Annotated in this window: 12 protein-coding genes; 4 read left to right on the top strand and 8 right to left on the bottom strand. The window is 59.9% G+C overall.

Translation table 11 applies throughout. The features are described from left to right. Positions 1 to 108: 108 nt before the first annotated feature. The 3 genes from glgB to H8B20_RS19805 form a co-directional block, all read right to left on the bottom strand. The gene (gene glgB, locus H8B20_RS19815) at positions 109 to 2340 is read right to left on the bottom strand and encodes a 1,4-alpha-glucan branching protein GlgB (protein ID WP_210624286.1); all 2232 of its coding nucleotides are present in this window, start codon (positions 2338 to 2340) and stop codon (positions 109 to 111) included. 2 nt (positions 2341 to 2342) lie between these two features. Then, positions 2343 to 5684 (bottom strand): maltose alpha-D-glucosyltransferase, encoded by a 3342-nt coding sequence (gene treS, locus H8B20_RS19810; protein WP_210624285.1) that lies wholly within the window; start codon positions 5682 to 5684, stop codon positions 2343 to 2345. Between the two features lie 165 nt (positions 5685 to 5849). Continuing rightward, positions 5850 to 7847: an alpha-1,4-glucan--maltose-1-phosphate maltosyltransferase gene (locus H8B20_RS19805; protein WP_210624284.1), complete on the bottom strand. Its 1998-nt coding sequence runs from the start codon at positions 7845 to 7847 to the stop codon at positions 5850 to 5852. Positions 7848 to 8065: 218 nt separating this feature from the next. Between H8B20_RS19805 and H8B20_RS19800 the strand changes: the two genes are divergently transcribed. Continuing rightward, positions 8066 to 8224, top strand: a complete 159-nt coding sequence (locus H8B20_RS19800) for a hypothetical protein (protein WP_210624283.1) — start codon at positions 8066 to 8068, stop codon at positions 8222 to 8224. Between the two features lie 41 nt (positions 8225 to 8265). On the opposite strand, the gene H8B20_RS19795 is transcribed toward H8B20_RS19800, so the two are convergent. Further along, positions 8266 to 8799 carry an MgtC/SapB family protein gene (locus H8B20_RS19795; RefSeq protein ID WP_042558993.1) on the bottom strand — a complete coding sequence of 178 codons (534 nt, stop codon included), beginning with the start codon at positions 8797 to 8799 and terminating at the stop codon, positions 8266 to 8268. Positions 8800 to 8921: 122 nt separating this feature from the next. On the opposite strand from H8B20_RS19795, the gene H8B20_RS19790 reads away from it, so the two are divergent. The 3 genes from H8B20_RS19790 (at position 8922) to mapR (ending at position 12444) form a co-directional block, all read left to right on the top strand. Continuing rightward, complete coding sequence (locus tag H8B20_RS19790) at positions 8922 to 9170, top strand: DUF3203 family protein (RefSeq protein WP_210624282.1); 249 nt, start codon at positions 8922 to 8924, stop codon at positions 9168 to 9170. 195 nt (positions 9171 to 9365) lie between these two features. After that, complete coding sequence (ccoG, locus tag H8B20_RS19785; RefSeq protein ID WP_047300934.1) at positions 9366 to 10808, top strand: cytochrome c oxidase accessory protein CcoG; 1443 nt, start codon at positions 9366 to 9368, stop codon at positions 10806 to 10808. Between the two features lie 226 nt (positions 10809 to 11034). Beyond that, positions 11035 to 12444, top strand: a complete 1410-nt coding sequence (gene mapR, locus H8B20_RS19780; RefSeq protein ID WP_042558991.1) for a GntR family transcriptional regulator MpaR — start codon at positions 11035 to 11037, stop codon at positions 12442 to 12444. A gap of 227 nt (positions 12445 to 12671) precedes the next feature. On the opposite strand, the gene H8B20_RS19775 is transcribed toward mapR, so the two are convergent. From H8B20_RS19775 to H8B20_RS19760, 4 genes are all read right to left on the bottom strand, one after another. Then, positions 12672 to 13418, bottom strand: coding sequence for an SDR family oxidoreductase (locus H8B20_RS19775; RefSeq protein WP_042558990.1), 747 nt, complete (start codon positions 13416 to 13418; stop codon positions 12672 to 12674). Between the two features lie 116 nt (positions 13419 to 13534). Beyond that, positions 13535 to 15616 carry an EAL domain-containing protein gene (locus H8B20_RS19770; protein ID WP_210624281.1) on the bottom strand — a complete coding sequence of 694 codons (2082 nt, stop codon included), beginning with the start codon at positions 15614 to 15616 and terminating at the stop codon, positions 13535 to 13537. Positions 15617 to 15887: 271 nt separating this feature from the next. Then, positions 15888 to 17348, bottom strand: a complete 1461-nt coding sequence (locus H8B20_RS19765) for an efflux transporter outer membrane subunit (RefSeq protein ID WP_210624280.1) — start codon at positions 17346 to 17348, stop codon at positions 15888 to 15890. Then, a complete protein-coding gene (locus tag H8B20_RS19760; protein ID WP_210624279.1) occupies positions 17345 to 20452 on the bottom strand; it encodes an efflux RND transporter permease subunit in 3108 nt (1035 codons plus the stop codon). The genes H8B20_RS19765 and H8B20_RS19760 overlap by 4 nt, the downstream gene beginning before the upstream one ends. Between the last annotated feature and the right edge of the window lie 24 nt (positions 20453 to 20476).

Below are 20476 nucleotides of genomic sequence, written 5' to 3'. Positions count from 1 at the left end.
CTGTGGGAGCTGGCTTGCCAGCGATGGCGCTGGATCATCCAACAGTCATATTGAATGTCACGCCCTCATCGCGGGCAAGCCCGCTCCCACAGGTTATGCGGCGCCTGGCTAGCCCTGCGGTCGCAAGATCAACACCGCCAGCGGCGGCAGGTTCAGCTCCAGTGACATTGCCTGGCCGTGGCTCGGTACTTCTTCGGTAAACGCCCCGCCGCCGTTGCCATAGTTGGAACCGGCGTAGGTGTCGGCGTCGCTGTTGAGCAGCTCGGTCCAGCGCCCGGCAAACGGCACGCCAACGCGATACGCCTGACGCGGCACCGGCGTGAAGTTAGCCACCACCAACACTGGCTCGCCGTCCTTGCTCCAACGCAACCAGGCATACACGCTGTTGATCGCATCGTCACCGATCAGCCACTGAAACCCCTGCGGCGCGTCATCCTGATCGTGCAGCGCCGGCACTTCGCGATACAAGCGATTGAGGTCGCCGATCAGTTTCTGCACGCCTTTGTGCTCGGAATACTGCAGCAGATACCAGTCGAGCTGTTGATCATGATTCCACTCACGCCACTGACCAAACTCGCAACCCATGAACAGCAGCTTCTTGCCCGGATGGGTCCACATGAAACTCAGGTAGGCGCGCAGGTTGGCAAACTTCTGCCAGCGGTCGCCGGGCATCTTATCGATCAGCGAATGCTTGCCGTGCACCACTTCATCATGGGAAATCGGCAGGATGAAGCGCTCGGACCATGCGTAAACCAGACCAAAACTCAGCTCGTTGTGATGATGGGCGCGGTAGACCGGGTCCTGCTGAATGTAATGCAGCGAATCGTGCATCCAGCCCATGTTCCATTTATAGGCAAAGCCCAGGCCGCCCTGCTGCGTACTCTGGCTGACGCCCGGCCACGCGGTGGACTCCTCGGCGATCACCAAGGCAGCCGGCGCTTCGAGCTCAACAACATCGTTCAAGTGGCGCAGGAAGTCGATTGCTTCCAAGTTTTCACGTCCGCCATGGCGGTTCGGCACCCATTCGCCAGCCTTGCGCGAATAGTCGCGATAAAGCATCGAGGCCACCGCATCGACGCGCAAACCGTCGATGTGAAAATGCTTCAACCAATGCAACGCCGAGGCAAGCATGTAGCCATGTACTTCGGTGCGCCCGAGGTTGTAGATCAGCGTGTCCCAATCCTGATGGAAACCTTCCAGCGGATTGGCGTATTCGTACAGCGCCGTGCCGTCGAACTGGGCCAGACCGTGGGTATCGGTTGGAAAGTGCGCCGGCACCCAGTCGAGGATCACCCCGATCTCGGCACGGTGGCAGGCATCGACGAATTCGCCGAACTGCTCCGGCGTGCCATAACGCGCACTCGGGGCGAACTGCGAGAGCAGTTGATAACCCCATGAGCCACCGAATGGATGCTCCATGATCGGCATCAGTTCTATGTGGGTGAAACCCAGTTCCTTGACGTACGGAATCAGCCGTTCAGCCAGTTCCGGCCAGCTGTACTGGCGTGCCACTTCACCGAGATCATCCAGCTCGCATTGCCACGACCCGGCATGCAGCTCGTAGATTGACAGCGGCGCCGCATGTTTCTGCCGCTCGTGGCGGCTGCTCATCCAGTCCTGATCCTGCCAATTGACCTGCAATGGCGCGGCGACTTTCGACGCCGTGTCCGGCGGCAGGCTGGTGGCCAGCGCCATCGGGTCAGCCTTGAGCGGCAGAATCCCGTGAGCACCCAGTATCTCGTATTTGTACAGTTCCCCCGCTTGCAGGCGCGGGATAAACAACTCCCATACCCCGGAAGGATGGCGCAGACGCATCGGATGGCGACGACCGTCCCAGACGTTGAAGTCACCGACCACCGAGACCCGCCGCGCATTCGGCGCCCACACTGCGAAACGTACACCGTCGACGCCATCAACCGTTTTCAGTTGTGCGCCGAGGCAGGCACTGAGGTCACGGTGATTGCCTTCGGCGAACAGATACAAATCCATTTCGCCAAGCAACTGCCCGAAGCTGTAAGGATCCTCGGCAACCTGCTCACCACCGGCCCAACGGGTGCGCAAGCGATAGCGCGGCTGCCCATTGAAGTGGCCAACAAACAGCCCCGGCGTCTCGGTTTGCTCCAGCGCGCCGAGTTCTTCATCGCTGTCCTTGGCCAGCACGGCAACGCTTAGCGCACCGGGTAGATAGGCTCGAATGAACTGCCCGCCAGCGCCATCGCCGTGCGGGCCAAGAATGGAAAATGGATCCGGGTGTTCCGCACGTACCAGCGCGTCGATGTCTTTCGTCGACGGCAGTAACGCTTCTTTAGCGTGACCCTGTTCCTTGTTCGAGAAACTCATGACTACTCTCCACCAAGATCGGAAAAGGGTTTAAGCCCCGTCAATAACCCATACAAACCGTGCAACGGCACGGGCAGCCACGTGGGGCGATTTTCGGCTTCATAGGCCACTTCATAGGCCGCCTTCTCCAGACCGAACAGCGCAAGCGCGGCGTCGGCACCTTCAGGATCCTGCCAGGCATGATCAAGACTAGCTGTCGCTTGGCGATATGCCTCGACAAATGCTGCGCGCGCCTCAAGCAGATACCGTTGCGCCACCCGACGGCGAGCGTCTTCGGATTCCGAACTGTGATCGACGTTGTGCACGTTGATGGTCATCGCTGCGGCGTAGTCGAAAGAACGCAGCACGCCGCTGACATCCTTGTACGGACTGTGCTTGCCACGGCGTTCGCTAAGTGGTCGCGCGGGCTCACCCTCGAAATCGATCAGATAAGCGTCGCCCTTGATCACCAGCACCTGGCCCAGGTGCAAGTCACCATGGACACGAATACGCAAACCACCGACGGCTTTTTTCGCCAGATCCTGCACATGGACAAGGATGGTTTTCTTCTCGTCGAGCAGCCGTGCGACCAGTTTCTGATCCGCAGCACTGAGTTGCCCCTGATGTTGCTTCAAGAGTTTCAGCGCATGCTCGACCTGGGCCACGACATCCTTGCCGGTCGCTTGCATATCCTTGGCCGAACTCACCTGTGGCGCAAAATCGGCGTTGTCGGTCGGCGCAGCCAGCAACTGGTGCATCTCACCGAGGCGCTGGCCGAGCATACCGGCAAAATCCTTCAGCTCGCCCAAAGCGTTGTAGTGCTGATCCTGCTCGGACATGGAGTCGGCCAATTCATCGCGCAACGCCCGTTCGAGGTTGTTCTGCGTCCATTCCCACGCATCGCCCTGATTGCTCAAATAACCTTGGGCGATCATCAGCAGGTTATCTTCGCCCTTGGCGTCGCGGCGGATCACCGAGCCCAGCAGCGGCGAGATATTGGCAAATCCGGCAGCGGTCAGGTAAGCGCTCATCTCCAGTTCCGGGTGTACGCCAGACGCTACTTTCCGGATCAGCTTAAGCACCAGGCTGTTGCCGATCACCACGGAACTGTTGGATTGCTCGGCCGACAGATAACGCACTTCAGAGTCGGCACCCAGGTTGAGTGTTTCCAGATGTGCCGTCGGTGCGAAACGGATTTCGCCGTCGGCCGACTCCAGCACGGTATTGTTCTGCATGCCTTGCAGCACCGCATGGACAAACCCTTCAAGACTGAAGGCGTCAGTGATCAAACCCACCTGACGAACCCGACGCACGCGGGCCAGTGCCAATTGCTGTGGCAACGGTGGCCCGACGTAATCTTCGGCGATAAAGCCGAACGGCAGCTGATAACGGCTGGTCTGGCCGCCACTGGTGACTTCGATTTCGCTGAGCAACACGGGGTGCTGCGCATCGCCAAACCGCACGCCGTAAGCCAGATTGACCTTCTCGATCGCCGCATCCTTGCCGGCGAACCAGCGACGGTTTTGCAGCCAGCTCGGCAGAATGCTCTGCTCCAGCGTCGTGCGGGATGGCGCTTCGAGCAGCTCTTCCATGCGTTTTTTCAGCACGAGCGTGGTGAAGTCCGGCAGGCTCTGTACCGGTTCCACGTGCCAGCTCGGCATCTGGTTTTCGGTCGCCAGGGCGAACCAGTAGAAACCGTACGGCGCCAGGGTCAGGAGGAAATTCAACTGGCCAATCGGTGGAAAAGCGTTACCGCCGAGCATTTCCACCGGCACCATCCCGGTGTAGGCAGACAGGTCGAGCTCAGCTGCCTGAGCACTGCGCGACACGTTGGCCACACAAAGAATGATCTCGTGTTTGCCATCGGCATCGGTGAATTCGCGGGTGTAGGCCAGAATCCGTCGGTTGCTCGGCGAAAGCATTTTCAACGTGCCGCGCCCGAACGCCTTGGACTGTTTGCGCACAGCGAGCATGCGCCGCGTCCAGTTCAGTAGCGAGTGCGGATCGCCGGCCTGGGTTTCGACGTTGACGGACAGATAACCGTATTGCGGGTCCATGATCGGTGGCAGCACCAGGCTGGCCGGGTCGGCGCGGGAGAAGCCGCCATTGCGGTCGATCGACCACTGCATCGGCGTGCGCACACCATCACGGTCACCGAGGTAGATGTTATCGCCCATGCCGATTTCATCGCCGTAATACAGGGTTGGCGTGCCCGGCATCGACAGCAGCAGGCTGTTGAGCAACTCGACGCGACGACGGTCGCGCTCCATCAACGGCGCCAGACGTCGGCGAATACCGAGGTTGATCCGCGCGCGACGGTCAGCCGCGTAGTAATTCCACAGGTAATCGCGTTCCTTGTCGGTCACCATTTCCAACGTCAGTTCATCGTGGTTACGCAGGAAAATCGCCCACTGACAGTTGGCAGGGATTTCCGGGGTCTGGCGCAGAATGTCGGTGATCGGAAAGCGATCTTCCTGGGCCAGCGCCATGTACATGCGCGGCATCAACGGGAAGTGGAAAGCCATGTGGCATTCGTCGCCATTCAGGCCTTCGGCGTCGGTGTCACCGAAATACAGCTGAGTGTCTTCCGGCCATTGGTTGGCCTCGGCGAGCAGCATGCGGTCCGGGTAGTTGGCGTCGATTTCCGCGCGGATCTGCTTGAGGACGTCATGGGTTTCCGGAAGGTTTTCGTTGTTGGTGCCATCGCGCTCGATCAGGTACGGAATCGCGTCCAGACGCAGACCGTCGATCCCCATGTCCAGCCAGTAGCGCATCACCGACAGCACCGCTTTCATCACTTGCGGATTGTCGAAATTCAGGTCCGGCTGGTGCGAATAGAAACGGTGCCAGAAGTACTGGCCTGCGACCGGGTCCCAGGTCCAGTTGGACTTTTCGGTGTCGAGAAAAATGATCCGCGTGCCGTCGTATTTCTGGTCGTCGTCCGACCACACATAGAAGTCTCGCGCCGCCGAACCGGGTTTGGCCTTGCGCGCCCGCTGAAACCACGGATGCTGGTCGGAGGTGTGGTTGATGACCAGCTCGGTGATCACTCGCAAACCGCGCTTATGCGCCTCGGCGATGAAACGCTTGGCATCGGCCATGGTGCCGTAATCGCTGTGCACGCCGCGATATTCGGCGATGTCGTAACCGTCATCACGTCGTGGCGAGGGATAGAACGGCAGCAGCCAGATGGTATTGACGCCGAGTTCGGCAATGTAATCGAGTTTGGCGATCAGGCCGGGAAAGTCGCCGATCCCGTCGTTGTTAGAGTCGAAAAACGATTTGACGTGAACCTGATAAATCACCGCATCCTTGTACCAGAGCGGGTCTTTGATAAAGGTGGCTGCCTTGGGTTTCTTCGCCATTTGAAACTCCTGCGTTCAATTCTGGAAGCCATCCGGCGTCCTGAAAAAATGGTGGTCATTGTGGGAGCTGGCTTGCCAGCGATAGCGGTGGTTCAGCGATAAACAAGCAAGCTGCCAGAACGCAATCGCTGGCGAGCCAGCTCCCACATTTGATAGTTGTCGGGCTCAGGAATGACTGATCCGCCAGATGCCGAACGGCTGATACGCCGGATCAAGGCGCATGAACTGGTACTTGCCATGCCAGTCCCAGCGGTGCCCGTTCATCAAGTCTTCGCCGTGCGTGGTTGCATCGTCCGGCAGGCCCATTTCCCATAACGGCAGCTCGAAATTCGCTTCCTGCACGTTATGCGGATCGAGGCTCACCGCCACCAGAATGAAATTGCTGCCATCGGCGCTGCGTTTGCCGAAATACAGAATGTTGTCGTTCCACGCGTTGTAGACCCGCAAGCCCAGATGGGTGTGCAGCGCGGGGTTTTGGCGGCGGATGCGGTTGAGCTGGGCAATTTCGGCAATGATGTTGCCCGGCGCATTGAAGTCGCGGACGCGGATTTCGTACTTCTCGGAATCGAGGTATTCCTCCTTGCCCGGCACCGGTGCCGCCTCGCACAGTTCAAACCCCGAATACATGCCCCACAGGCCCGAACCCATGGTCGCCAGCGCCGCACGAATGAGAAAGCCCGGGCGCCCGGATTCATGCAGGAACGCCGGGTTGATGTCAGGCGTATTGACGAAGAAATTCGGTCGGTAGCATTCGCGCCACGGCGACTCGTTCAGCTCGGTGAAGTACGCGGCCAACTCTGCCTTGGTGTTGCGCCAGGTGAAATAGGTGTAGCTCTGGGTGTAACCAACCTTGCCCAGGCGCGCCATCATCGCCGGCGTGGTGAAGGCTTCGGCGAGGAAGATCACTTCCGGGTGCAGCGCCCGCACATCGGCAATCAGCCATTGCCAGAACGGCAGCGGCTTGGTGTGCGGGTTGTCGACGCGAAAGATCTTCACGCCCTCCTCGACCCAGCCAATGACGATGTCCCGCAGCTCGACCCACAGACTCGGGATCGCGTCCGGCGCATAAAAGTCGACGTTGACGATGTCCTGATATTTCTTCGGCGGGTTTTCCGCATATTTGATGGTGCCGTCCGGCCGCCAGTTGAACCAGCCCGGATGCTGTCTGAGCCACGGGTGATCCTGGGAACACTGAATCGCGAAATCGAGGGCGATTTCCAGACCATGATCGGCAGCCGCAGCCACCAGCCGACGGAAATCCTCACGCGTGCCGAGCTGCGAGTGAATCGCCTCGTGGCCACCCTCCTTGCTACCGATGGCGTACGGGCTGCCGGGATCATCCGGCCCAGCGGTCAGGGAATTGTTGCGGCCCTTGCGGTGGGCGCGGCCAATCGGGTGGATCGGCGTGAAGTACAGCACGTCGAAACCCATGTCCTGAATCATCGGCAACCGAGAGTGCACGTCATTGAAAGTGCCGTGGCGGTTGGGATCGTCGGTGATCGAGCGGGGAAACAATTCATACCAACTGGCGAACTCGGCCAGCTCGCGCTCGACATCCATCGGGAATTCTGCGCTGACGCTGAGATAAGCGCGGTGATCCGCCTGGGCCATCAGTTGCGCACTGCGCGAGTGCAGAAACAGCGCGACTTGCTCGGTTTCGAGCAGACCGGACAGTTCATGGTGCAGCGCCGCCAGTTGTTCGCTGAGCTGACCTTCACTGCGCTCGGCGGCGTGTTGCACCATGCTGCGACCTTCTTGCAGCTCCAGTGAAACCGGGACGGCGGCGTTGTGTTTCTTTTCCAGTTCATACTGGAAACTGGCGAAATGGTCGATCCACGCTTCGACGCAGTACACGAATCGCCCTTGGTGTTCCGGGCGGAAACTGCCACGCCAGCCGTTGTTGCCTAGCTCCGACATGACTTCGCTTTGCCAGGTTTCCTGACCTTCCTCGCGCCAGCGAATGCGCACGGCGAGCTTGTCGTGACCGTCGGCAAACACCTTGCTGGTAACGATCACGTCGCGCCCGGCAATCGACTTCACGGCGAACTGGCCGCCATCAAGAGTTGGCATAGTGTCTTCGATAACGATGCGAGGCAGCAGCAATGCCTGCGATAGCGGCATGTGCGGGTTATAGCTCAGCTCTGAGGTTTTTTCAGCAGTCATCGAGCATCTCTCCTTTACGCCCCAAGGACGCTCTTGTGCCGGTTCAGTCTTCACAACAAAGCACCTGCCCCGGAATGAACTCACTTAGGTTCCGAGCGACCGCGGCCGAGAAAAGTTCACAGCGATTTGTCTGTTTGAACCGGCGGATCGAATTCGTCGCGAGGTGGTCAATCCACTTAAGCACTTCTCACGCCATGTGCCACACGGAGGTCTACCTGATGAACAACCCGTTCCCGGCGGAAACGCCCGATCCGAACATCGACAACCCGACCATTCCTGAAACCGAGCCGCAACCGATCCCCGAACAGGAGCCGCCAGGCACCACGCCACCGGCCAAGGAAGAGCCTCCGACAACGATGCCGCCGGTGATCCTCTAAACCGAAACGATCGCTCCTACGCACAGTGTGGGAGCGATTGATCACAAGCGATCATCCTTCTGCTCATCCTTGTCAAAAGGCTGATCGTCCTTGTCGAAGATGCGCACGATCCTCGGCATCAGACTGAAAATCCCCAGTGTCAGCAGGGTACTGAACAGTGCGGTCGCCTCCTTGCCCAACCCGGCTGCCACACCGATGGCTGCCGTCATCCACAACCCGGCAGCGGTGGTCAGGCCTTTGACGTGCCCTTCATCACCCTCCTGATTTTTCAGGATGGTGCCGGCGCACAGGAAGCCGATCCCGGCAATCACCCCCTGCAACACCCGGCTCATCGCGTCGGACTCTGCACCCGAGGTCTGCGGCACCAGCACAAACATTGCCGCACCCAGCGCCACCAGCATGTGCGTTCGCACGCCCGCAGCCTTGCCCTTTTGCTCGCGCTCGAAACCGAGAATCCCGCCAAGGATCGCCGCCACCAGCAGGCGCACGGTAATGCGCGTCAGTTGCGACGCATCACCGATGTCGGCGAATTCCGCTTGCAGCGTTTCCAGCACCTCTTCCCACCACGCGTTCATCGTCCAGTCCTTGTTATGGCTATATAAGCGATGGACAGCGGCGACCATTAATCAGTTGCGCAGAACGATCTGCGAGTCCTGTGCCCTAACCTTTCAGATACCCGTGAAAAAAGGACCGCCTCATGACCGTTCGAATCGATGAAACCAATCCCGACTCAAAAGTGTGTTTTTTCACCGTTGAAAATGGCGAGGAAATTCGCATCTGCGACACCCTTGAGGTCAAGACAGATAGCGAAAAAGCCATGTCATTCGTAGAAATCGAAGCGCGGCGCGTCTACATCACCGAAGCGGAGGCCGACGCCTTGACCGTTGCAGGCGTCAAGGACGGGCGTAAGCATTTGAAGGCCGATACGAGTGATTCGGTGATTTGATTGACCTTGGTCAACACTTCGCGCAAACGTCTGGTTCAGGCGTTTGCGCCTTGGCCTGCGGGCTGCTTCAAGTTGTCGCAGGCGCTGCATCAAAGCTCATCTGATACGGTTTTTATTGATTTAGCTGAGTCTGTTATGCAAACAGATCGACGCTCATAGTTCATCGGCCTGATGGAGGCTGATGAGCGAATGACCATGAGCGAACAAATCCCCGTCCGAACCGTAGAAGCAACCCCCACCATAGCTCCTCATATAAAAAAGGTGCCCGCACGCCCAATGAAGGCGACGGCCAAGTCCAGCGACAACCAGATTCATACCCGCAGTTTTACCGGCCTGTTCCGCACGCTGCGCATGAGCGGCGCGGGGTTTCTGTTTTTGCTGTTCTTTGGCACGGTGTGGTTGAACTGGGGTGGTCGTCAGGCTGTGTTGTGGGACCTCGCAGAAAGCAAATTTCACATTTTCGGCGCGACCTTTTGGCCGCAGGATTTCATCCTGCTCTCGGCCCTGTTGATCATCGCCGCGTTCGGCCTCTTCGCCATCACCGTGTTCGCCGGACGCGTCTGGTGTGGTTACACCTGCCCGCAGAGCTCGTGGACGTGGATCTTCATGTGGTGCGAGAAGATCACCGAGGGCGAGCGCAACCAACGAATCAAACTGCAAGCCGCGCCCTGGGGCTTGAACAAACTGGCGCGCCGCGCGGCCAAGCACACCCTGTGGCTGGCGATCAGCGTGCTCACCGGCCTGACCTTTGTCGGCTACTTCACGCCGATCCGGCCGCTGGCCGAAGAGCTGCTGACCCTGCAAATCGGCGGGGTCAGCCTGTTCTGGGTGCTGTTTTTCACCGCCGCGACGTACATCAATGCCGGCTGGCTGCGCGAAGCCGTGTGCATGCACATGTGCCCGTATGCGCGGTTCCAGAGTGTGATGTTCGACAAGGACACCCTGGCTATTTCCTACGACGTGGCCCGCGGCGAAAACCGTGGCCCGCGCAAACGTGATGTAAAACCGCTCGAGGCCGGGCTGGGCGATTGCATCGACTGCCAGTTGTGCGTGCAGGTGTGCCCGACCGGTATCGACATTCGTGATGGTCTGCAGATGGAGTGCATCGGTTGCGCGGCGTGCATCGATGCCTGTGATTCGATCATGGACAAAATGAACTACCCGCGCGGCTTGATCCGCTACAGTTCGGAGCGCGAATTGCAGGGCGGCAAAACACATCTGCTGCGGCCACGGCTGGTCGGTTACGTGGCGGTGCTGCTGGTGATGATCGGCGCACTAGCATTGGCCTTGGTGGAGCGGCCGATGGTGTCGCTGGACGTGACCAAGGATCGCGGATTGTTCCGCGAAAACGGTCAGGGCCAGATCGAGAACATCTACAGCCTCAAAGTCATCAACAAGACCCAGCAACGCCAGGATTACCGTTTGAGCCTGGTCGACGGTGAGGGCTTCCAGTTGCAAGGCAAAACCGAACTGAGCCTGGCGCCGGGTGAGATTGTCGATGTACCGGTGTCGGTGGCGATGACCACGGAGCGGCCGAGCAGCAGCTCGCAGACCTTGAGTTTCAAGATTGCCGACAGCGACGAACCTGAAGTTTATAGCGTGGCGAAAAGCAGGTTTGTCGCACCGATGAATCGCTGAGTCGTTAGAATCTCCGCCCTCACCCCAGCCCTCTCCAAGAGGTAGAGGGGGCCGACCGAGGTGTCACTCGCTGTACATCGACCTAGGCGACCGAGTCGATTATGGGTTCAGAGAAGCGCGTACTTCCAACATTCAACACGGTCAGTCCCCTCTACCTCTGGGAGAGGGCTAGGGTGAGGGGCAGTTGCCTGGCACCCCACACAACCAACAAGCACCAAGGCCCTCGATGAAACGCTACGAAAAATTCGCCGAAGACATCGCAGAACTGATCCGCTCCGGCGTCCTGGGCCCCGGTCAGCGCGTGCCATCGGTGCGCTACGCCAGCCAGACTTACGGCGTCAGCCCGTCCACGGTGTTTCAGGCCTATTACCTGCTCGAACGTCGTGGTCTGATTCGCGCCCGGCCCCGCTCCGGTTACTTCGTCAACACCCATGCACCGAGCCCGTTCTCGGAGCCGGTGATCAGCAGCCACGTCAACGATTCCACCGAAGTCGACGTCAGCGAACTGGTGTTCTCGGTACTGGAATCGATCAAGGACCCAAGCACCGTGCCATTCGGCTCGGCATTCCCCAGCCCGACGCTGTTCCCGTTGCAACGGCTGTCGCGGTCACTGGCCAGCGCCGCGCGGGAGATGGACCCGCGCATGGTCGTCACCGACATGTCGCCGGGCAACCCGCAACTGCGTCGACAGATCGCCCTGCGTTACATGGTCGGCGGCTTGATGCTGCCGATGGAGGAACTGCTGATCACCAACGGCGCCCTCGAAGCGCTGAACCTGTGCCTGCAAGCGGTCACCGAACCCGGCGATCTGGTGGCCATCGAAGCCCCGGCGTTCTACGCCAGCCTGCAAGTGCTGGAACGACTGAAACTCAAAGCCGTGGAAATCCCCGTGCACCCGCGCGACGGTATCGACCTCGGCGTGCTCGCGCAGACGCTGGAACGCCATCCAATCAAGGCCTGCTGGTGCATGACCAGTTTCCAGAACCCGATGGGCGCGACCATGCCCGAGGCCAAGAAACAGGAACTGGTCGAACTGCTGCGCCGCCATCAGGTGCCGCTGATCGAAGACGACGTCTACGCCGAACTCTATTACGGCCAACAGGCGCCAAAACCGGCCAAGGCCTTCGATACCGAAGGGCTGGTGATGCATTGCGGTTCGTTCGCCAAGAGCCTGGCCCCCGGCTACCGCATCGGCTGGGTCGCGGCTGGGCGCTACGCGCAGAAAATCGAACGGCTGAAACTGATGACCTCCCTGTGCGCCTCGATGCCGGCGCAAGCGGCGATTGCCGACTACCTGCAACACGGCGGCTACGACCGGCACCTGCGTAAATTGCGCTATGCGCTGGAAGAACAGCAGAGCGCAATGCTGGCGGCAATTGCGCGGTACTTCCCGGCGCAGACGCGGGTCAGTCAGCCGGCGGGCGGCTACTTTTTATGGCTGGAATTGCCACCGCAGATGGATTCGTTGAAGTTGTTTCAGATGGCGCTGGCGCAAGGCATCAGCATCGCGCCGGGGCCGATTTTCTCGCCGACGCAGCGGTTCAGGAACTGCATTCGCTTGAATTACGGCAGCCCGTGGACCGAGGACTCGGAGAAGGCGATGGAGACGCTGGGGCGGATTGTGCGGTCGTTCTGACAGTTTGAGGTTGATGGCACCCGCCTTATCGCTGGCAAGCCAGCTCCCACAGGATTCGATGTCGCTCACAAATTGCGTGTTCAACACAAATCATTGTGGGAGCTGGCTCGCCAGCGATGAGGCCAGACCTGACAAAACAAAAGATCGCAGCCTGCGGCAGCTCCTACAGGGGAAAATAAATTCCTCTGTAGGAGCTGCCGCAGGCTGCGATCTTTTGATCTTGCTGTTTATCGCCCACCACCCAAATCAACAAACGTCCCGGTCGCATACGAAGCCTTGTCCGACAGCAACCAGATGATCGCCTCTGCCACCTCATCCGGGCGCCCGCCACGAGCCATCGGGATCGCTGACTCAAGCTTGCTGACCCGATCCGGATCGCCGCTCAGCGCGTGAAAATCGGTGTAGATGTAACCCGGACGCACCGCGTTGACCCGAATCCCCTCGCCCGCCACTTCCTTGGACAAACCAATGGTGAAGGTATCGAGCGCGCCTTTGGAGGCCGCGTAGTCAACGTATTCATTCGGCGAACCGAGGCGCGCCGCCACAGACGAGACATTGACGATGCTGCCGCCCTGCCCGCCGTGTTTGGGCGACATGCGCAGGATGGCGTGCTTGGCACAGAGGATCGGCGCCAGGACGTTGGTTTTCATGATTTTGAGGATGCGGAATTCGGACATCTCATCGACACGCGACTTTTGCCCGACGGTGCCGGCGTTGTTCACCAGCGCGGTCACTCGGCCCAGCTCGTTGTCGACCCGGTGAAACAGTGCGATCACTTCGTCTTCGATGCTGACGTCGGCGCGCACCGCGATGGCTTGTGCGCCCAGCGCACGGACTTGCTCCAGCACGCTGTGTGCGGCCTGTTCGTCTGACTGGTAGTTGATGCAGATCCGATAGCCGTGTTCGGCAGCCAACAACGCCGTGGCGGCGCCAATTCCGCGCCCGCCACCGGTGATCACAATGACTTTATCCATGCTGGCCTTTCCCCCAAATGCACACGTAACCGTCGCGGGGAAGAATAACCGCCATTGGCCGGTTTTGCATGGGCTGCGTTGCGCCCGGGCTTACCCGAAAGAACCCGGGGGTGGGGTCATATCACCGCCAGCTTCTCGCCCCGGGCAATGTCACGCATGAACTGATCCGCCGGCAGCGGATGCCCCAGCAGATACCCCTGCAACGAATCGCAACCCAGTTGCGTCAGGAAATCCTGCTGCGAATCCGTTTCAACACCTTCAGCAACGATGCGCAAACCCAGCGCCTGGCCCAACGCGACAATCGCCGAAACGATCGCAGCATCGTCGCTGTCATGCTCCAGATCGCGGACAAATCCACGGTCGATCTTCAACTCGTTGGCCGGCAGGCGTTTGAGGTACATCAGGCTCGAGTAGCCGGTGCCAAAGTCATCAATGGACAAATCGACGCCCATGTCCGACAACTCCTGCAACACCGTCATGCTCGCATCAGCGTCGCTCATCGCCGTGGTTTCGGTGATTTCCAGGGTCAGGCTGTTGGCCGGCAACTGGTGGGTCGCCAGCGCCTTGGCAACGCTGCGCACCAGTCCTGCGTGGCAGAACTGCAACGCCGACAGGTTCACCGCGATGCGCCAGTCGGTGTAGCCGAGCACGTACCACTCGCGCATCTGTCGGCAGGCTTCGTTGAGCACCCATTCGCCGATCGGGATGATGACCCCGGTTTTCTCCGCCAGATCGATGAATTTGTCTGGCATCAGCATGCCGTGGATCGGGTGCTGCCAGCGTAGCAGCGCTTCGGCGCCGACCGGTCGCCCGTTGGCGGCGTCGAATTTGGGTTGGTAATGCAGGCTGAACTGGCCATGCTCCAGCGCTGCGCGTAAATCCTGCAGCAATTGCAGCTGTTTGCGCGCATTGGTATTCATCGATACGTCGAAGAAACTGTAGCCGTTTTTGCCACCACCCTTGGCGTGGTACATCGCTGCGTCGGCGTTCATCAGCAATTCCTGAGCACTCTCGCCATTGCCAGGGTACAGGGCGATGCCGATGCTGGCGGAAATCTGCAAGTCATGTTCAGCCACGTGAAATGGCTGCGCGATCAGCCCGACCTGGCGTGTTGCCAGGCCCAAGGCGTCGTCAGGCTCGGTCAGGCGCACCAGCAAGACGAATTCATCGCCGCCGATCCGCGCCAGCGTGTCGAGGCTGCGCAAATCTTCGCGCAGACGCACGCCAACTTCACGCAACAGTTGATCCCCCATGTGATGGCCGAAAGCGTCATTGACCGGTTTGAAGCCGTCCAGATCAATGAACATCAGTGCAAAGCAGCCACCCTGCTCATTGACCTTTTTCATCGCCTGATTGATGCGGTCATCCAGCAGCATGCGATTGGGCAGACCGGTCAGGGTATCGTGCAGCGCCAGTTGCGTGAGCTCGCGGTTAGCCACGGTCAAGGAGTGCGCCAGATCGGCGGTGCGCGCTTCAAGACGCGCGTCGAGTATCGAGGTCAGCAAGGCAATCGAAAGCACCGCCAGTGTGGTGATCAGCACGAGACTGTCGAGGCCATTGCCTTTCAGGCCATCGATCGCCGCGCCGCAAAAACTGCCGTCCGGAAACTGCGCGGCGGCCATGCCGGTGTAATGCATGCCGACAATGGCGATGCCCATGATCACTGCAGCGCCAGCGCGAATCAAACGGACGTAGGGCGAATGCTGGCGCAGGCGAAAAGCGATCCACAGCGCCGCCGCAGAAGCACCGACCGCGATCAACAAGGACGCACTGAACAGCGTCGGATCGTAGTCGATTCCCGGGGTCATGCGCATCGCCGCCATGCCGGTGTAATGCATGGCACTGATGCCGGCGCCCATGATCAGCGCGCCAAACGCCAATTGCAGAATTGGCAGTTTCGGCTGACTCACCAGCCACAAGGCAAAACCACAGGACAGCAGTGCGATCAGCAGCGACAGCGCCGTGAGGGCGATATCGTAGCCAAGCTCGATCGGAAGCTTGAAGGCGAGCATGCCGATGAAGTGCATCGACCAGACGCCAATGCCCATGGCGAAACCGCCACCCGCAGTCCAGAAATGCACGGCACGGCCCTTGGCAGTGGTGATGCGGCCCGTGAGGTCGAGCGCGGTGTACGAAGCGAGAATCGCGACACACAGCGAGATGAAAACCAGAGTGGAGGAATAACTACCGATGAGCATGCGGATTCTCGAGGCTACCCATACCGGCTTGCGTCCATTCTCGGTCGGGCAAATGCGGCGATTGTACTGATTGCACAGAAGAACGCACTGACAAAGTAACCATTTTGCCATCAACCCGATGAAACGCTTGTTTGATCGTCCTGGCGGGCTCTGGCGCGGTAATCACAGCCCCCAAAAACCCCTTGTAGGAGCTGCCGAAGGCTGCGATCTTTTGATCTTGCCTCTAAAGACCAGGATAAAAAGATCGCAGCGTTGCGCAGCTCCTACACAGTCATTCGGCGGGAAGTTGCCCATCCCATCCACCGCCCAACGCAGCAATCAGTTGCACACTGGCAATCAGCCGGCTCTGAAGGATATTCAGCACATTGCGCTCGTTGCTCAGCGCCGTGGCCTGCACCACCACCACGTCGATATAGGCAATCAGCCCGGCCTTGTACTGGTTTTCCGTGAGGCGCAGCGAATCCCGGGCAGCATCCAGCGCTTCCTGGCGCACCGCCGCTTCGTCCTCATACACCTTGAGTTGGACCAGATAGTTTTCCACCTCGCGGAAACCGTCGAGCACCGTCTGCCGGTACTTGGCCACCGTCTGGTCGTACACCGCTTCAGTACGGTCGACCTCTGCCGAACGTATGCCGCCGTCGAACAGCGGCAAGTTAAGTTTCGGCCCCACCGACCAGAAGCGGTTCGGCAGGCTGATCAGGTCATTTGACGTGCTGCTGCTGTAGCCACCGCTCAGACTCAGCGACAGATCCGGGTAATAGGCAGCTTTGGCTACGCCGATGTTGGCGTTGGCTGCAATCACCGAGCGCTCGGCCGACGCGATATCCGGGCGGCGCTCAAGCAGTTGCGAAGGCAGGTTCAACGGCACCTGCGGCAGGTTCGGAATGGTCTGGGTTTCGGCGATGTCGAAGTTTGCCGGCGCTTGCCCGGTCAGCACGGCAATGGCGTTTTCAAACTGCGCCCGCTGCCAGATCAGATCGACCAGATCAGCCTGGGTACTTTTGAGCTGCGTCTGCGCCTGGGCTACCGCGTCGCGCCCGGAAACGCCCGCGCGGTATTGGTTCTGGGTCATCTTCAGCGAACGCTCATACGCCGCAACCGTGGCTTCGAGCAAACGCTTCTGCTGATCGATGACCCGCAGTTGCAGGTAGTTCTGCACTAACTCCGACTGCTGGCTCAAACGCATCGCCGCCAGATCGGCGAAGCTCGCCTGGGCACTGGCCTCATCGGCTTGAAGCCCGCGGCGCAGCTTGCCCCAGATATCGGCTTCCCAACTGACGCCCAATTGCGCGTTGTAGGTATCACGAATACCGCTGGATGAACTGCTCAGGCTCGAACTGCTGCTGCCGGTACCCTGACTGGAACGTGTCTTGCCGACGCTCAGGTCGACACTGGGGTAAAACGCTCCACGCGCACTGCGCACCAAGGCCTGGGCCTGACGGTATTGGGCTTCCGATTGCGCGACCGTCTGGTTGGCATTGTTGAGTTTCTCGATCAGGCCGTTGAGTTGCTGATCGCCGTATAGCTCCCACCACGCGCCGCGGGCCAGCGAATCGCTCGGGTTGGCCTGGCGCCAGCCTGCGGCTTCCTTGTATTGAGCGATTTCCGCTGTCTGCGGGCGCTGGTAGTCCGGGCCGACGGCGCAGGCACTGAGCATTGCCACACACAATGACAGGCTCAACAGGCGCGAGCCGCGAGCAGTGGCCAGATTGAAAAGCGAACGGTCAGTCATAGCGGAGTTTCCAGAGCGGCATCAGTACGCACGCCACGCCATTTGTTGAAGCGATGGCGCAGCTTGTCGAGATAGAGGTAAACCACAGGCGTGGTGTAAAGCGTCAGCACCTGGCTGAAAACCAGCCCGCCGATGATGGTCAGGCCCAATGGCTGGCGCATTTCGGCACCTTCGGCGCGGCTGAGCAGCAACGGCAAGGCGCCGAGGATCGCCGCCAGCGTGGTCATCAGGATAGGTCGCAGTCGTTGCAAACAGGCGCTGCGGATCGACTCCAGCGGAGTCATGCCCTGATGCCGTTCCAGTTGCAATGCGAGGTCGATCATCAGGATCGCATTCTTCTTCACCACGCCGATCAACAGGAACAATCCGAGCAACGAGATCAGGCTGAACTCACCACCCAGCACATAGATCGACAGCAACGCGCCCACCCCGGCCGAGGGCAGCGTCGAAAGAATCGTCAGCGGATGGATGTAGCTTTCATAGAGCACGCCCAGCACCAGATACACCGCCAGAAGCGCGCCAAGAATCATGAACGGCTGGCTCTTCTGGGTCGCGGCAAAGGCATCGGCGGTGCCGGCCATTTTCGCGATGACATCTTCCGGCAAGCCGACCTTGGCAATCGCCCGCTCGATGGCGGCACTGCCCTGCTCCACGGTCACGCCTTCGGCCATGTCGAAGGAAATATCTTCGGAAGCGAACTGGCCTTCGTGGCTGACGCGATCGTCTTCGAGGCTGTTTTCATAGTGAGCAAAAGTCGACAGCGGCACCCGCGCACCGTCAGCGGTGATGACCTGCACTTGCTTGAGCGTCACCGGGTCCTGGGCGTATTTCGGATTGACCTCCATGACCACTTGATACTGGTTGAGGCTGTCGTAGATCGTCGAAATCTGGCGCTGGCTGTAGGCGTTGTTCAACACAGAAGTGACCATGTCCATGTCCACGCCAAGACGTTTGGCCTGGTCGCGGTCGACGATCAGCGTCACCTGTTGCGCGCCCTTGCCTTCGCGGGCGTCGATCGCCGTCAACTCCGGCAAGGCTCGCAGCGCGGCGACCACTTTCGGATACCACTTACGCAGTTCACCGAGATCGCCGCTTTGCAGGATATAGCTGTATTGCGACGAGGTTTGCTCGCGGCCACCGCCAAATTGCAGATCCTGATCCGCCATCAGCATCAGTTGCGCACCGGGCACCTTGGGCATTTCCTTGCGCAGGCGCTCGATAACCTTCTGCGCCGACAACTGGCGATCCTTGATCGGTTTCAGACGCACCAGCATGAAGGCGTTGTTGGTGCCGTTGCTGCCACCGATGAACCCGGCGACACTTTCTACCGCTTCATCCTTGAGCACGGCGCGGCGGAAGATCTCCATTTTCGGCTGCATGACACTGAACGACAGACCGTCGTCACCACGCACAAAACCAATCAACTGCCCCGTGTCCTGTTGCGGCATGAAGGTTTTCGGCACCACCACGTACAGCGCGACGTTGACGCCAACGGTAACAAACAGACTGAGCAACGTCAGGCGACGGTGGCGCAACACCCAGTCGAGGCTGGTGGCGTACCTGGCGACCATCCAGTCGTTGGTTCTGCGACTCCAGCGTTGCAGGCGGTTTTCCTGCCCCGGCGTATGCGGCTTGAGCCACCGCGCACAGAGCATCGGCGTCAACGTCAGGGACACCACCAGCGAGACCACAATGGCCGCGGCCAGAGTGATGGAAAACTCGCGAAACAGGCTCTCGACAATCCCGCCCATGAACAGGATCGACAGGAACACCGCGACCAGCGACACGTTCATCGACAGCAAGGTAAAGCCGACTTCCTTGGCGCCCAGATAGGCCGCCTGCATCGGTTTGACGCCTTCGTCGATGTGCCGGGAAATGTTTTCCAGCACCACGATGGCATCGTCCACCACCAACCCGGTGGCGAGAATCAGCGCCATCAGCGACAGGTTGTTCAGCGAGAAGCCATAGAGGTACATCACCGCAAATGTGCCGACCAACGACACCGGCACCGCCAAAGTCGGAATCAGCGAGGCGCGGAAGTTGCCCAGAAACAGGAACACCACCAGGATCACCAACGCCACGGCGATCAGTAGGGTCATCTCGGCTTCGTGCAGGGTTGCCTTGATGACTGGCGAGCGGTCCATCGCCAGATTCAGCTTGACGCTGGCCGGCAACACCGCCTGCAGCGCCGGCAACTGTGCCTTGATCTCGTTGACCGTCTCGATGATGTTGGCGCCGGCCTGGCGGTTGATCACCAGCAGCACTGCCGCGTCATCGTTGAAGAAACCACTGTTGTAACGGTCTTCGACACCGTCACTGACCTTGGCCACATCCTTCAGGCGCAGCGCGGCACCGTCGGCGTAGTGGATGATCAGCGATTCGTAATCCTTGGCTTTCTCCAGCTGATCGTTGGCCTGGATCTGCCACAGCCGCTGACCGTCCTCGACCGAGCCTTTCGGCCGGCGCACGTTGGCATCGGCGATGGTTTTACGCACATCGTCCAGCGCTACACCGTATTGGTTGAGTGCCTGCGGTTCGAGTTCGATGCGCACCGCCGGGAGCGAGCTGCCGCCGATCTGCACCTCACCGACACCCTGCACCTGCGACAGGCTCTGCGAGAGGATCGTCGACGCCAGATCGTAGAGCTGGCCCTTTTCGAGCACATCCGAGGTCAGCGACAGCACCATGATCGGTGCCTGCGACGGGTTGACCTTTTTGTAGGTCGGCATGCTGCGCATCCCGCTCGGCAACAGATTGCGCGAAGCATTGATCGCGGCCTGCACCTCCCGCGCCGCGCCGTTGATGTCGCGGTCGAGATCGAATTGCAGAATGACCCGGGTCGAACCCTGACTCGAACGGCTGCTCATGGTGTTGACGCCGGCAATGGCGCCGAACGAACGCTCCAGCGGCGTCGCCACGGTGGACGCCATGACTTCCGGACTGGCGCCGGGCAGGCTCGCCTGCACGACAATCACCGGAAAGTCCATTTGCGGCAGCGGAGACACTGGCAGCAAGCCGAAGCTGACACCGCCCAGCAGCATGATCGCCAGGCTCAGGAGCATGGTTGCCACCGGACGCTTGATGAAAGGACCAGAAAGATTCATAGCGCCGAGCCCCAGGCTTCAAGC

Origin of the sequence: Pseudomonas sp. P42 (assembly GCF_017973755.1) — a bacterium.
Classification (GTDB): Bacteria; Pseudomonadota; Gammaproteobacteria; order Pseudomonadales; family Pseudomonadaceae; genus Aquipseudomonas; species Aquipseudomonas iridis.
Note: the sequence above shows the minus strand (reverse complement) of the source record. Positions and strands in the feature narration are given on the sequence as shown.

What these genes read in the sequence shown, in the direction of transcription:
- H8B20_RS19805 (WP_210624284.1), bottom strand. Translation starts at nt 7,847, where the DNA reads ATGACTGCTGAAAAAACCTCAGAGCTGAGCTATAACCCGCACATGCCG.
- treS (WP_210624285.1), bottom strand. Translation starts at nt 5,684, where the DNA reads ATGGCGAAGAAACCCAAGGCAGCCACCTTTATCAAAGACCCGCTCTGG.
- H8B20_RS19770 (WP_210624281.1), bottom strand. Translation starts at nt 15,616, where the DNA reads ATGCTCATCGGTAGTTATTCCTCCACTCTGGTTTTCATCTCGCTGTGT.
- H8B20_RS19760 (WP_210624279.1), bottom strand. Translation starts at nt 20,452, where the DNA reads ATGAATCTTTCTGGTCCTTTCATCAAGCGTCCGGTGGCAACCATGCTC.
- H8B20_RS19790 (WP_210624282.1), top strand. Translation starts at nt 8,922, where the DNA reads ATGACCGTTCGAATCGATGAAACCAATCCCGACTCAAAAGTGTGTTTT.
- H8B20_RS19775 (WP_042558990.1), bottom strand. Translation starts at nt 13,418, where the DNA reads ATGGATAAAGTCATTGTGATCACCGGTGGCGGGCGCGGAATTGGCGCC.
- glgB (WP_210624286.1), bottom strand. Translation starts at nt 2,340, where the DNA reads ATGAGTTTCTCGAACAAGGAACAGGGTCACGCTAAAGAAGCGTTACTG.
- H8B20_RS19800 (WP_210624283.1), top strand. Translation starts at nt 8,066, where the DNA reads ATGAACAACCCGTTCCCGGCGGAAACGCCCGATCCGAACATCGACAAC.
- mapR (WP_042558991.1), top strand. Translation starts at nt 11,035, where the DNA reads ATGAAACGCTACGAAAAATTCGCCGAAGACATCGCAGAACTGATCCGC.
- H8B20_RS19795 (WP_042558993.1), bottom strand. Translation starts at nt 8,799, where the DNA reads ATGAACGCGTGGTGGGAAGAGGTGCTGGAAACGCTGCAAGCGGAATTC.
- ccoG (WP_047300934.1), top strand. Translation starts at nt 9,366, where the DNA reads ATGAGCGAACAAATCCCCGTCCGAACCGTAGAAGCAACCCCCACCATA.
- H8B20_RS19765 (WP_210624280.1), bottom strand. Translation starts at nt 17,348, where the DNA reads ATGACTGACCGTTCGCTTTTCAATCTGGCCACTGCTCGCGGCTCGCGC.